Origin of the sequence: Acidovorax sp. FJL06, from assembly GCF_003852545.1 — a bacterium.
In the GTDB taxonomy this organism is placed as follows: Bacteria; Pseudomonadota; Gammaproteobacteria; order Burkholderiales; family Burkholderiaceae_C; genus Acidovorax.
In genome coordinates this window covers 43,554-56,914 of record NZ_QAJR01000026.1, presented here as the reverse complement: position 1 = coordinate 56,914, position 13,361 = coordinate 43,554, and the positions used below count along the sequence as shown (strand labels likewise).

10 protein-coding genes are annotated in these 13,361 nt (G+C 64.4%); 2 read left to right on the top strand and 8 right to left on the bottom strand.

The annotated features are described in order from the left end of the window. Positions 1–16: 16 nt before the first annotated feature. The 7 genes from DBV10_RS15305 to DBV10_RS15275 form a co-directional block, all read right to left on the bottom strand. Positions 17–2,116, bottom strand: coding sequence for a 3-hydroxyacyl-CoA dehydrogenase NAD-binding domain-containing protein (locus DBV10_RS15305; protein WP_124514471.1), 2,100 nt, complete (start codon positions 2,114–2,116; stop codon positions 17–19). Between the two features lie 331 nt (positions 2,117–2,447). Further along, positions 2,448–3,143, bottom strand: a complete 696-nt coding sequence (locus DBV10_RS15300) for an ABC transporter ATP-binding protein (protein ID WP_124514470.1) — start codon at positions 3,141–3,143, stop codon at positions 2,448–2,450. Position 3,144: 1 nt separating this feature from the next. Beyond that, positions 3,145–3,930 carry an ABC transporter ATP-binding protein gene (locus DBV10_RS15295; protein ID WP_124514469.1) on the bottom strand — a complete coding sequence of 262 codons (786 nt, stop codon included), beginning with the start codon at positions 3,928–3,930 and terminating at the stop codon, positions 3,145–3,147. 2 nt (positions 3,931–3,932) lie between these two features. Then, the gene (locus DBV10_RS15290) at positions 3,933–5,255 is read right to left on the bottom strand and encodes a branched-chain amino acid ABC transporter permease (RefSeq protein WP_124514468.1); all 1,323 of its coding nucleotides are present in this window, start codon (positions 5,253–5,255) and stop codon (positions 3,933–3,935) included. A 4-nt stretch (positions 5,256–5,259) separates the two neighbouring features. Then, a complete protein-coding gene (locus tag DBV10_RS15285; RefSeq protein ID WP_124514467.1) occupies positions 5,260–6,213 on the bottom strand; it encodes a branched-chain amino acid ABC transporter permease in 954 nt (317 codons plus the stop codon). 70 nt (positions 6,214–6,283) lie between these two features. Continuing rightward, complete coding sequence (locus DBV10_RS15280; RefSeq protein WP_124514466.1) at positions 6,284–7,516, bottom strand: branched-chain amino acid ABC transporter substrate-binding protein; 1,233 nt, start codon at positions 7,514–7,516, stop codon at positions 6,284–6,286. A 266-nt stretch (positions 7,517–7,782) separates the two neighbouring features. Then, positions 7,783–9,426 (bottom strand): 3-(methylthio)propionyl-CoA ligase, encoded by a 1,644-nt coding sequence (locus tag DBV10_RS15275; protein ID WP_124514465.1) that lies wholly within the window; start codon positions 9,424–9,426, stop codon positions 7,783–7,785. A gap of 227 nt (positions 9,427–9,653) precedes the next feature. On the opposite strand from DBV10_RS15275, the gene DBV10_RS15270 reads away from it, so the two are divergent. Further along, positions 9,654–10,340, top strand: a complete 687-nt coding sequence (locus DBV10_RS15270) for a Crp/Fnr family transcriptional regulator (RefSeq protein WP_124514489.1) — start codon at positions 9,654–9,656, stop codon at positions 10,338–10,340. 34 nt (positions 10,341–10,374) lie between these two features. Here DBV10_RS15270 and DBV10_RS15265 read toward each other — a convergent pair whose 3' ends face one another. Beyond that, entirely contained in the window at positions 10,375–12,081 is a 1,707-nt protein-coding gene (locus DBV10_RS15265) for a carboxylesterase/lipase family protein (RefSeq protein WP_124514464.1), read from the bottom strand. 194 nt (positions 12,082–12,275) lie between these two features. Here DBV10_RS15265 and DBV10_RS15260 point away from each other — a divergent pair, with 194 nt between their 5' ends. Then, a complete protein-coding gene (locus DBV10_RS15260) occupies positions 12,276–13,316 on the top strand; it encodes an AraC family transcriptional regulator (RefSeq protein ID WP_233589944.1) in 1,041 nt (346 codons plus the stop codon). Positions 13,317–13,361 lie beyond the last annotated feature (45 nt).

Below are 13,361 nucleotides of genomic sequence, written 5' to 3'. Positions count from 1 at the left end.
TATCTGTGGGTGCGGCTTACTGGAAGGCCTTGCCTTCGGCGGCCAGCTTGGCCAGCAGCGGAGCGGGCTTCCAGAACGCTGCGTCATCCAGCGGATTCTTGGCAAAGCGGTCCATGGCCTGTACCACGTTGAACAGACCCACTTCACTGGCGTAGTGCATGGGGCCGCCACGGTGGATGGGGAAGCCGTAGCCGGTCAGGTACACCATGTCGATGTCGCCGGACTTGCTGGCGATACCGTCTTCCAGGATGTGCGCGCCTTCGTTGACCAGGGCGAACACCAGGCGCTGCACGATCTCTTCGTCCGAGATCTTGCGCGGCGTGATGCCCAGCTCCTTGCGGTGGTCTTCGATCATCTTGTTGACCAGGTCGCTCGGGATTGCGTCGCGCTTGCCGGCCTGGTAGTCGTACCAGCCTGCACCGGTCTTCTGGCCGAAGCGGCCCAGTTCACACAGCTTGTCGGCCGTGCGGCTGTACTTCATGTCGGCGCGTTCGACGGAACGGCGCTTGCGGATCGCCCAGCCGATGTCGTTGCCCGCCAGGTCGCCCATGCGGAACGGGCCCATGGCAAAACCGAACTTCTCGACAGCCTTGTCCACCTGCTGGGGCGTGCAGCCTTCGTCCAGCAGAAAACCTGCCTGGCGGCTGTACTGCTCGATCATGCGGTTGCCGATGAAGCCATCGCACACGCCCGAGACGACCGAGGTCTTCTTGATCTTCTTGCCAATGGCCATCACGGTGGCCAGCACGTCCTTGGCGGTTTCCTTGCCGCGCACCACTTCGAGCAGCTTCATCACATTGGCAGGGCTGAAGAAGTGCATGCCCACCACGTCCTGCGGGCGCTTGGTAAACGCTGCGATCTGGTCCACGTCGAGCGTGGAGGTGTTGGAAGCCAGGATGGCGCCGGGCTTGGCCACGGCGTCCAGTTGCTTGAACACGGCTTCCTTCACGCCCATTTCTTCGAACACGGCTTCGATGATGAGGTCGCAGTCCTTGAAATCGTCGTAGCTCAGCGTGGTGCTCAGCAGGGCCATGCGCTGCTCGTACTTGTCGGCCTTCAGCTTGCCCTTCTTGACCTGGGCTTCGTAGTTCTTCTTGATCGTGGCGATGCCGCGGTCCAGTGCTTCCTGCTTCATTTCCAGGATCTTGACGGGGATGCCTGCGTTCAGGAAGTTCATCGAGATGCCGCCGCCCATGGTGCCAGCACCAATCACGCCCACCAGCTTGATGTCGCGCTTGGGAGTGTCGGATGCGACGTCCGGGATCTTGCTCGCGGCACGCTCGGCCATGAACAGGTGGCGCAGTGCGCGCGACTCCGGCGTCCACATCAGGTTGATGAAGATCTCGCGCTCGACCAGCATGCCTTCGGCAAACTTCTTCTTGGTGGCGGCTTCGACCGCGTCCACGCACTTGGCGGGCGCGGGGAAGTTCTTGGCCATGCCCTTGACCATGTTGCGCGCGAACTGGAAGTACGCGTCGCCTTCGGGGTGCTTGCAGGGGAAGTTGCGCACCAGGGGCAGTGGGCGGGCATCGGCCACGCTCTGCGCAAACGCCAGGGCTTCTGCGGCCAGCGATTCAGCCGATGCGGCCATCTTGTCAAACAGCTTCTGGCCGGGCACGGCGCCGATCATTTCGCTCTTGACGGGCTCGCCGCTCACGATGAGGTTGAGCGCGGCTTCCACGCCAATCACGCGCGGCAGGCGCTGCGTGCCGCCCGCGCCGGGGATCAGGCCCAGCTTGACTTCAGGCAGTGCAATCGAGCAGCCAGGCGCCGCAATGCGGTAGTGGCAACCCAGGGCCAGCTCCAGCCCGCCGCCCATGGCGACGGTGTGCATGGCGGCCACGACGGGCTTGGCCGAGTTTTCGATGGCGGCAATCACCGACAGCAGGTTGGGTTCTTGCAGCGACTTGTCGGTGCCGAACTCCTTGATGTCGGCACCGCCAGAGAACGCACCACCGGCGCCCGTGATGACGATGGACGTGACCGCTGCATCGGCATTGGCGCGGCCAAGGCCGTCCACGATGCCCTGGCGGGTCGATAACCCAAGTCCGTTGACGGGAGGGTTGGCCATGGTGATCACGGCAACGGAGCCGTGGACTTTGTATTCAGCGGTCATGGTGCTGTTGTTCCTTGGAAAGTGAAAAAGAACGATCGTGCGTTTTTATTGTAGGGGCTTCAAACCCGTTTGGCGTGTCAATTTGTCCCGGGCGGGACAAGGGGGTTTGGCATACCCCCTCAAGACTGCGGCCGAGCGGGCAAAAAAAAAGGCGCCACCGGGAACGGGGCGCCTCCGAGGACCGATGCGAAAGAGCCTCCTCAGGCCTCAGCCACGCCCTCAGACCGCGAAACTGGCGCGCTCCAGGCCAGTGCCTCCGCGCAAGGGCCGCCCCGCCGCGCTCGGGGCGTCCCCCTCCGGGGGAAGGCGCCGCAGGCGACTCAGGGGGCTTCTAAACCTCCAGCCATTCCTTGCGGATGTAGTTGTCGGCCCGCAGGCTGTCCGGCGTGCCCTGGAACACGATGGAACCGTGGCCCATGACCAGTGCGCGGTCCGAGATCTTCATCGCGATGGTCAGCTTCTGCTCGATCAGCAGCACCGAGATGCCGCGCGACTTGATGGTCTGCAGGTACTGGCCCACCAGCTCGACGATCTTCGGTGCCAGGCCTTCGGTGGGCTCGTCGATGATGATGAGGTCAGGGTCGCCCATCAGCGTTCGGCACAGCGTCAGCATCTGCTGCTCGCCGCCCGACATCACGCCCGCCTCCGTGTGCTGGCGCTCCTTCAGGCGCGGGAACATCTGGTACATGTCGTCGAACGACCAGCGGCTGTTCTTGCCGCTGCCCTTTTGGCCCAGCATCAGGTTCTGATGCACCGTGAGGTTGGGGAACACGTCGCGGCTTTCGGGTACGTAGCCCACCCCCAGGTGGGCAATTTCGTAGGCCTTTTTGCCATTCAGGTCCTGCCCCTTCCACTGGAGCGTGCCCTCCCAGTCCACCAGGCCCATGATGGCCTTGGCGGTGGTGGAGCGGCCCGAGCCGTTGCGCCCTAGCAGGGCCACGATTTCGCCCGGTTGCACGTCAAAGGTCACGCCATGCAACACATGACTTTTGCCGTAGTAGGCGTGGAGATTTTCAATTTTCAGCATGTCAGTGTCCCGCCCCTTGCTCGTCCGCAACGACCGAGCCCAGATAGGCCTCCTGCACGCGCTGGTTGGCGCGCACCTTGTCCGGCGTGTCAAAGGCAATCACCTCGCCGTAGACCACCACGGCGATCTTGTCGGCCAGGCCGAACACCACACCCATGTCATGCTCCACCGTGAGCAGCGTGCGGCCCTCGGTCACCTCCTTGATGAGGTGGATGAAGCGCGTGGTTTCGGTCTTGCTCATGCCGGCCGTAGGCTCGTCGAGCAAGATCACGTTGGCACCGCCCGCGATGGTGATGCCGATCTCCAGCGCGCGCTGCTCGGCATACGTGAGGTTCATCGCCAGCGTGTCACGCTTCTTGTCGAGCTTGATCATCTCCATGAGCTGCTTGGCGCGCTCGTTGGCATCGTGCAGGTTCGACAGGAAGCGCAGGAAGGTGTACTTGTAGCCCATGCTCCAGAGCACACCACAGCGCAGGTTCTCGAACACCGAGAGCTTGGGAAAGATGTTCGTGATCTGGAAGCTGCGCGAGAGCCCCCGCCGGTTGATCTCGTACGGCGCCATGCCATTGATGCGCTGGCCGTTCAAGATCACGTCCCCGCTGGTGGGCGCAAAACGTCCGCTGATCAAATTGAACAGCGTGGATTTGCCCGCACCGTTGGGGCCGATGATGGCAACGCGCTCGCCAGGGGCCACGGCCAGATTGGCGCCACGGATGATTTCCGTCTTGCCAAAACTCTTGCGCAGGTCGCGCAGCTCCAGCGCGTAGGTTGCATTGTCAGCCGCCATGGTCACACCGCCTCCCCACGCTTGATTTCATGTTCTATTTCTTCCTGGATCCGGCTCCACTGGCGCACGAACTGGCGCCGGCAGAGCTCAAACAAGGCAAAGCCCGTGACCATCACAAACACGGCGCCAAACCAGCTGGTAAAGCCCTTGGCATTGAGCGTCGCACCGAGGAAGGTGAGCTCTGGCCCCAGTGCCGCATTGAGCTGCAGGTGGTAGGTCATCTCGATCATGCAGGCCGCGCCCAGCACCCCCACCAGGGCGGTGCCGCCCAGGCCCAGGTATGAGGTCCACAGCTGGCGCAGCTTGCCGAACTTGGCCAGGCGCAGGTTCATCATGATCAGGCTGGCCACGCCGCCGGGTGCATACATCACCATGAACAGGAACACCAGGCCCAGGTACAGCAGCCAGGCCTTGGACAGCTCGGACAGCAGCACCGAGGCCAGCACCAGCAGCACCGCGCCGATGATGGGGCCAAAGAAGAACGTGGCCCCGCCCAGGAAGGTGAACAGCAGGTAGCCGCCCGAGCGCACCACGTTCAGGCTGTCGGCACCGGTCACGATCTCGAAGTTGATCGTGGCCAGGCCGCCGCCGATGCCCGCGAAAAAGCCCGCGATGATGAACGCGAAGTAGCGCACACGCTGCGTGTTGTAGCCGATGAACTCCACGCGCTCGGGGTTGTCGCGCACAGCGTTCAAGATGCGGCCCAGCGGCGTGCCGGTGAACGCAAACATCGCTGCCGTGCAGACAAAGCAGTACGCCGCAATCAGGTAGTACACCTGGATGGCCGGTCCGAAGCTGATGCCGAAGAAGGACTGGCCGTAGACACGGTCGGTGGTGATGCCGCCTTCGCCGCCAAAGAACTCGGGGAACATCAGCGCCATGGAGGCCACCAGCTCGCCAATGCCCAGCGTGATCATGGCAAACGTGGTGCCCGATTTCTTGGTGGTGACAAAACCCAGCAGGATGGCAAAGAACGCCCCGGCCAGGCCGCCCACGATGGGGATGAGCACCAGCGGAATATTGAAGCTGCCCTTGCCCGCCATGTTCATCGCATGGATGGCGATGAACGAGCCCAGGCCGGTGTAGACCGCATGGCCAAAGCTCAGCATTCCTCCCTGCCCCAGCAGCATGTTGTAGGACAGGCAGATGATGATGAGGTAGCCGATCTGCGAGAGCATGGTCAGCGCCAGGCTGCTGCGAAACAGCATGGGCGCCACGATCAGGGCAATCGCAAACAGCGACCAGATGACGGTCCGCCCCACATTCCAGGGCTTGAACCGGTAGTGCGACGTGGCGCTTGAAACAGTGTTGGTAGTGGAGTTCATGGCATCAATCCTCCCGGGTGCCCAGCAGGCCCTTGGGGCGGAAGATCAGGATCAGCACGAGGAACAGGTAGGGCAGGATGGGCGCCACCTGGGAGATCGTGAGTTTGAGCAAGGGGTAGCCAAAGGTCTGGTCGGTGACCGCCACGCCCACAGCCTTGAAGGCATGGATCAGCGAGTAGTCCAGCGCCACAGCAAAGGTCTGCACCAGCCCAATGAGCAGCGATGCCAGGAAGGCGCCCGCCAGCGACCCCATGCCCCCCACCACCACCACCACGAAGATGATGGAACCCACCGAGGCCGCCATTGCAGGCTCGGTCACATAGGTGTTGCCACCGATCACGCCCGCCAGGCCCGCCAGCGCGGCACCGCCGCCAAACACCAGCATGAACACGCGGGGCACGTTGTGGCCCAGCGCTTCGACCATCTCGGGGTACTTGAGGGCCGCCTGGATCACCAGGCCAATGCGTGTGCGCGTCAGCAGCAGCCAGACCGACACCAGCATCAGCAGTGCCACCAGCATCACGAACGAACGCGACTTGGGGAACTGTGTGCCATACAGCGAGAACAGAGGCCCCTGCAGTTGCTCGGGCAGGCCATAGGGCACGGTGGAGCGGCCCCACACCAGCTGCACCACTTCGAGGATCAGGTACGAAAGCCCGAACGTGACCAGCAGCTCCGGCACATGGCCGAACTTGTGCACCCGGCGCAGGCAGTAGCGCTCGAACGCGGCGCCCAGCACGAACACCACCAGCGGTGCCAGCACCAGCGCCGGCCAGAAGCCCACCACCCCGGAGATGGTGAACGCGAAATAGGCACCCAGCATGTAGAAGCTGGTGTGCGCGAAGTTGAGCACGCCCATCATGCTGAAGATCAGCGTAAGGCCGGAACTCAGCATGAACAGCAGGAGCCCGTAGCTCACGCCGTTCAGCAAAGAGATCACGAAAAACTCAGGATTCATTGGAATTTTTCACTGCAGGGGTAAAAAAAAGGCCCGAGCCAGGTCGGGCCTCGAAGCGGTCGCGCAGGACTTACGGGCGCTTCATCTGGCACGACGTGGGCGTGCTGGCCACATAGGGCTCGTAGTACTTCACGGGCACGAAGGTGTAGCCGGTGTTTTCGGAATCGATGGGGTACTTGCCGCCCGCCTTTTCCCACTTGGAGATGAACAGGCCCTGCTGCAGCTGGTGGTCGGTCTTGCGCATCTCGACCTCGCCATTGAAGCTCTTGAACTTCATGCCTTCGAACACTGCAGCCACCTTGACGGGGTCAGTGGACTTGGCCTTGGCAAAGCCTTCCGACAGCATCGTGAACGCGTGGTAGACCGAGCCCGTGTACATGTCGTCGTTGAACTTCTTCTTGTAGTCCACCACGATCTTGTTGAGCTCGCCCGGCAGGTTGATGTGGGCATAGGCCACCATGTACACGCGGCCCGCAGCGGCTGCGCCCATGGCCGTGGGGCTGCCGGTGACGGAGCCGTAGTAGGTGTAGAAGTTGACGTTGTTCAGGCCCGCATCGTTGGCAGCCTTGATGAGCAGTGCGAGGTCAGAGCCCCAGTTGCCGGTGATCACGCTGTCGGCACCCGAGGCCTTGATCTTGGCGATGTAGGGGGCAAAGTCGCGCACCTGGGCCAGGGGGTGCAGGTCGTCGCCGACGAACTGCACGTCGGGGCGCTTGCGCTGCATCATTTCCTTGGCGAACTTCGAGACCTGGTGGCCGTGCGAGTAGTTCTGGTTGATCAGGTAGACCTTCTTGACCTCGGGCAAATCCTTCATGTAGGTCGTCAGCGCTTCCATCTTCATGGAGGTGTCTGCGTCCAGGCGGAAATGCCAGTAGCTGCACTTGCTGTTGGTGAGGTCGGGATCCACCGCGGCGTAGTTCAGGAACAGGACTTCCTTGCCGGGGTTGCGCGCGTTGTGCTTTTCCAGCGCGTCCATGATAGCGAGCGCGGGGCCCGATCCATTGCCCTGCACCACATAGCGCGCGCCCTGGTCCATGGCCGAGCGCAGGGCGCTGGTGGTCTCTTGCGGGCTGAGCTTGTTGTCGATGCCGATGATCTCGAATTTGACCCCTGCGGCGTTCTTCTTGTTGAACTCTTCGGAGATGAACTGGAAGCTCTTGAGCTGGTTCGTTCCGACGGCTGCCATCAGGCCCGACAGCGGGTCCAGCCAAGCGATCTTCACTGTTTCGCCCTTTTGAGCGAACGCCCCGCCAGCGCTTGCCAGAATTACCGAGGCTGCTACAGCCTTAATAGCAAATTTCATGGTTTTGTCTCCTAGTGAATCGACACAACGCAGCGTACCGCGTTGCAACAAAGCGATGCTCAGGGATTGCCCCTACCAGCGTCGCACACGTGACTGGACTGGGTGTCACCCCCTGTGGCGCTGCGCGCCTTCCCCCTCTCCTTCGGGAGGGAGACGCACCCGGTGGCCTGGCAAAGCCAGCTCCACGGGTGCACTGGCCTGGGCCGCGCCAGTTTCGACAACCGCAAGGGCCATCAAGAGGACTGGCGAGGCCGAGGACGCAGCTTTCACAAGCCCGGAAGCTTGTAATCCTTGAGCTGCTCGCGCAGTTTTGTCTTGAGCATCTTGCCGGTGGCCCCCAGTGGAATGGCATCGACAAACACCACGTCATCGGGGATCTGCCACTTGGCGGTCTTGCCCTCGTAGAACGCCAGCAGCTCCTCGCGCGTGACTTCGGAGCCGGGGCGCTTGACCACGGCCACGATGGGGCGCTCGTCCCACTTGGGGTGCGGCATACCCACACACGCCGCCATGGCAATGGCGGGATGGGCCATCGCAATGTTTTCGATATCAATGGAGCTGATCCACTCGCCGCCCGACTTGATCACGTCCTTGCTGCGGTCGGTGATCTGCATGAAGCCGTCGGCATCGATGGTGGCCACGTCGCCCGTGGGGAACCAGCCCCGACCTTGCTTGTCCTTGACGAGTGGATGGCCACCCTCGCCCTTGAAGTAGCTGTCCACGATCCACGGCCCCTTGACCAGCAGGTCGCCATAGGTCTTGCCATCCCAGGGCAGCTCCTCACCGTCGCCGCCGACGATCTTCATGTCCACGCCGTAGATCGCGCGGCCCTGCTTGAGCAGGACCTTCATCTGCTCGTCCTTGGGCATGGCCAGGTGCTTGTTCTTGAGCGTGCACAGCGTGCCCAGCGGGCTCATCTCGGTCATGCCCCAGGCGTGCAGAACTTCCACGCCGTAGTCTTCCTTGAAGGCATGGATCATGGCCGGCGGGCAGGCCGAACCGCCAATCACCGTGCGCTTGAGCGTGGAGAATTTCAGGCCCGCAGGCTTCATGTGGCCCAGCATCATCTGCCACACGGTGGGCACGCCTGCGGCGTAGGTGACCTTCTCGGCCTCGATGAGTTCGTAGATGGATTTGCCGTCCATGGCCGGGCCTGGGAACACCAGCTTGCAGCCCGTGAGCGCGGCCGAGTACGGAATGCCCCAGGCGTTGACGTGGAACATCGGCACCACGGGCAGCACGGAGTCGCGGGCCGACAGGCACATCACGTCCGGCAGCGCGGCGGCATAGGCATGCAGCGTGGTCGAGCGGTGGCTGTACAGCGCCGCCTTGGGGTTGCCCGTGGTGCCGCTGGTGTAGCACATGCTCGAAGCGGAGTTCTCGTCGAACTCGGGCCAGGCGTAGTCGGCCGATTGCGCGCCGATCCAGTCCTCGTAGCTCGACAGGCCCGGAATGCCGGAATCTGCCGGCAGCCTGTCGGCATCGCACAGGGCCACCCACTTCTTCACGGTGGGGCACTTGGCGTGCACGGCCTGCACCAGGGGCAGAAAGCTGAGGTCGAAGCACAGCACCTGGTCTTCGGCGTGGTTGACGATCCATGCGATCTGGTCTGGGTGCAGGCGCGGGTTGACGGTGTGCAGCACGCGGCCCGAGCCGGAGACGCCGAAGTACATCTCCATGTGGCGATAACCGTTCCAGGCCAGCGTGGCCACGCGGTCGCTGAACTGCAGCTGCAGATCGTCCAGCGCGTTGGCCAGGCAGCGCGCGCGCGCCGCCAGGTCGCGGTAGGTGTAGCGATGAATGTCACCCTCTACCCGGCGCGACACGATTTCGGCGTCGCCATGGTGGCGTTCGGCGAACTCGATCAGCGACGAGATCAGCAACGGTTGACTTTGCATCAGGCCCAACATGGGTGCTCCTTGAATGTTGTAGTGAAGGGAAAGATCATCGTAGCGCGGCAGGGGCCGCACCGGTGTCACGCGGGCCGTGGCCGGACGCCCCGGCAGACACCTCGCGCGCCATCCACAGCATGGCAGTGTGCGCCCGGCCTCGGCGCTTGCCAACACCTGTCGTCCCGTTGACAAACGCACAGGGATTACCCTGCATGGCCCCGGCCAATGCAGCGACAATCCGGCGCATGCACTGCTTTGCGCCCACTGCCCAGCGTTTCATCGAAACCCAGCCCTGGTTTGCCAGCGTGCCCGCGGTACTGCAGGAGCGCCTGCGCGGCGAGGTGTTTGCCGTGCAGGGCGACAAGGGCGAAATCATGATGCCGGCGGGCAGTGCGGTGCAGGGCTGGCATGCGGTGCTGTCGGGCCTGGTGATGCTGCAAAGCCCGGCCAGCAAGGGCCGGTCTTCGGCCTTCATCGGCGTGCCCGACGGCGAGTGGTTTGGCGAGGGCTCCGCCATGAAGCCCGAGCCCCGCAAATACCACGTGGTGGCGCTGCGGCCCACCACGCTGCTGTGCCTGCCCCTGCCACTGTTTGCCACGCTGCGCGACAGCAGCCTGGCGTTCAACCAGTTCCTGGTGCTGCACCTGAACATGCGCCTGGGCCAGGCCATGACCATCATCGAGGCCGGCCGCACGCAGTCCACCGAGCACCGCGTGGCGTTGTACCTGAGCCGCCTGTTCTGGCGCAGCACGCGCCGGCTCAACCTCACGCAGGACGAGCTGGGCCAGTTGGTGGGCCTGTCGCGCCAGACGGTGAACCGCGTGCTGCGCACGCTGGAAGAGCTGGGCATCGTGTCGCTGGATTTTGGCAAGGTGGCCATCGTGGACGACGAGGCGCTGGGTGCATACCTCACGGCCACGGCTGCAGCATGAACGGACATGGGAAACTGCATCAGGCGCTGGGTCTTCACTGAACGCTCAGGCGCGTGGCCTTCTGGTCCGCATCGAAGATAAATTTGCGCGGCCAGGGCTGCCACTCCTGGCCCAGGCCAGCGTGGTTGGGGTTGCCGGTGTGCACGAAGGCGCGCAGGCTGTCCATCATCACGGCTGAGAGCGCCAGGCGCCCCGGCTGGTTGGCCATGCTGTTGGCGGCCTTGGCCAGCAACGATGGGCCGAAGTTGCCAAAGACAAAGGGCAGGTCAAAGCCATGGGCCGCGCCATACACATCCGCCCAGGGCGCAGGCTGCTGGGCCCAGTTGAACTGGTAGCTCCACACGCTGGCTTGCTGGGTGCGCAGCGTGCCCAGCAGGTTGTCGCGGCTGGGTTCAAAGAACACGCTGCCCAGCAGCTTCATGCGGGCGTTGTAGCCCGTTGATGGCGCCGTGACCGGCAGGTACGAAGGGTCAATGATGTCCGCCACCGAGAGCGTGGTCGGGGCGTCGGGGTTGAAACCCTGCGTCATCGCAAAGCGCTCCGCATCGCTGATCTTCAGGCCCGGCTTGCCGCCCAGCAGCGCAAGGAAGGGCGCGAAGAGCTTGGCCTCGTCCAGGGTGTAGCCCGACAGCACGGGCACCTTGTGGTAGCGGCCCGCAGCCATCTCTGCAATGGGGTTGGCCGGCACCACCACACCGTCGGGAATCGGCCCCGACCCCGTGAGGCCCTTTTGCAGCACCGTCTGCAGCACCACACGGCCGTCCTTGCCGCGCAGGTAGCTGGCGGTTTGCGCAGGCGTCCAGCCCGCCACCAACGTGGCAGCGGCGGCCGCATCGGGCGCCAGGCCATCGGCCAGCGCCAGTGCGGCCAGCAAGGCCCCTGACTGGGCCGCATACTTCGCCGCCGGATTGAGCGTGGGAATGGATCCTGCCGGCAGGTTGCTGGCCAGCGAGATGCCCCCGCTGATGGGCACGATCTTGTGGAACAGGCCTGCGGCCTGGGGCGCGGTGAGCAGCGCCAGCGCGTTGATCGCGCCCGCCGACTGCCCCATCAGCGTCACATTGCCCGCGTTGCCGCCAAACTTGGCGATGTTGCGCTGGATGAAGGTCAGCGCCTGCACGTTGTCCAGCAGCGCATAGTTGCCCGTGTACGCCTGGCTGCCACTGTGCAGTTGCGGCAGCTGGAGGAAGCCCAGCACATCGAGCCGGTAGTTGGCCGTGACCACCACGGCATTGGCCGTGCGTGCCAGGGCCGCGCCGTCGTACACCGGGTCGGCCGTGTAGCCCGAGATGGCGCTGCCGCCATGCAGGAACAACAGCACCGGCAGGTTGTCCTGGTTGGTCGCCGGGCGCCAGATGTTCAGCGTCAGGCAATCCTCGTCGCCCACGGGCGTGCCCAGGGTCTGGCCGATGGTGTCGTCAAAGCGGTTGTTGGCCCCAGGCCCGTACAGGCGCCCCATCTGCAGGCAGGCATTGCCAAAACGCGTGGCGCTGCGCTCGCCAGTCCAGGCGGCGGGTTCGGCAGGCGGCTGCCAGCGCAGATCCCCCACGGGCGGCTTGGCGAAAGGCAGGCCCTTCCAGGCATAGGTGCCGGTGACGGCGCTGTCGTCCACGCCACGCACGGTGCCGTACACCGTTTCGCGCACCTCGGGTGCCGAGCCCGAACCACCACCACAACCGGCCAGGGCCAGCACGGACACCACCGCCCCCAGCCATGGCACACGCTTGCGCAAATCGATCATGTCTTGTCTCCTTTGGGGTTTTTAGGAATGGGGCAAACCTCAGCGAAGCGTCACACTTGCGGCAGGGCCTGACCTCAGCGACGATTGTGCGAATGCATCGCCGCCGGCCCACTATCGCAACCGCGCCAAAACAGTGACTTCAGAACACCACCCTCGCGTTAACCCTGAGCAGGCTGCCTGCCCATGAACCGCCCATGACACAGCGCACCAGTTCCGCCGCGTGGGTGCGTGGCATCGCCGACATGTTCACGGCAGAAGGCCTGCCGGCGGCCGAACTGTGCACCGAAGCCGGCATCGACCTGCCGGCCCTGCAGCAGCAGCCCCAGACCCGTGTGGACGTGGACCGCGTGAGCCGGCTGTGGGAGGCCGCAGCGGCCCGCTACGGCCGCCCGGGCCTGGGCCTGGAGCGGGACCTGGCGGCGCGCTACGGCAACGTGGACCTGGTGGGCTACGCGCTGGCCTCCGGCCCCAACCTGCTGGTGGGCTTCGAGCACCTGCAGCGGCAGATGGCGCTGATCTCGGACGCCACCACCTTTGAGATGAAGCGCGACCCGCGCGGCCAAGGCTACTGGCTGGCAATCAGCCACATCGGAGCCACCCGGCCCATCCCGCGCCAGCGCGTCGAATTCGCGGTACTGACCCTGTTCATGCTGTGCGGCTGGCTCACCCGGCGCGAGCCGGTGCCTTTGGCCGTGGAGTTCATCACGCCGCCGCCTGCCGAAGACAGCCGCTACCGTGCAGCCTTCGGCGTGTTGCCGCGTTTTGGCCAGCCCGCCAACCGCTTCCTGCTGTCGGAGGCCGACCTGCTGGCCCCCATCCCCACCCACAACCCCAGCCTGTGGGCCCTGCACGAGCGGCTGGTCGAGACGGAGCTGGGCCAGCTCGGCCAGACCCTGGCCAGCACCCGGGTGCGCACCGAAATCGCCCGCGTGCTGCACCTGGGCGAACCCCGGCGCGAGGACATCGCCGTGCGCCTGCACCTGACCGACCGCACCCTGCAGCGGCGCCTGCAGGCCGAGTCGGTGAGCTACCAGCAGCTGCTGGACGACACCCGCCGCGAACTCGCGCGCCAGCACCTGAGCGACGAACGCCGCAGCCTGGCCGAGATTGCCGATCTGCTGGGTTTTTCCGACCAGAGCAACCTGTTCCGCGCCTGCAAGCGCTGGTTTGGCATGCCGCCCGGCCAGTACCGCGCCCAGGTGCTGCTGCAGGCGGAGTCCGAAGCCGCGCCTTGAGAGCCTGGAGAACCTGACCAGGCCATATGGCCCTGCCCGCTTCGG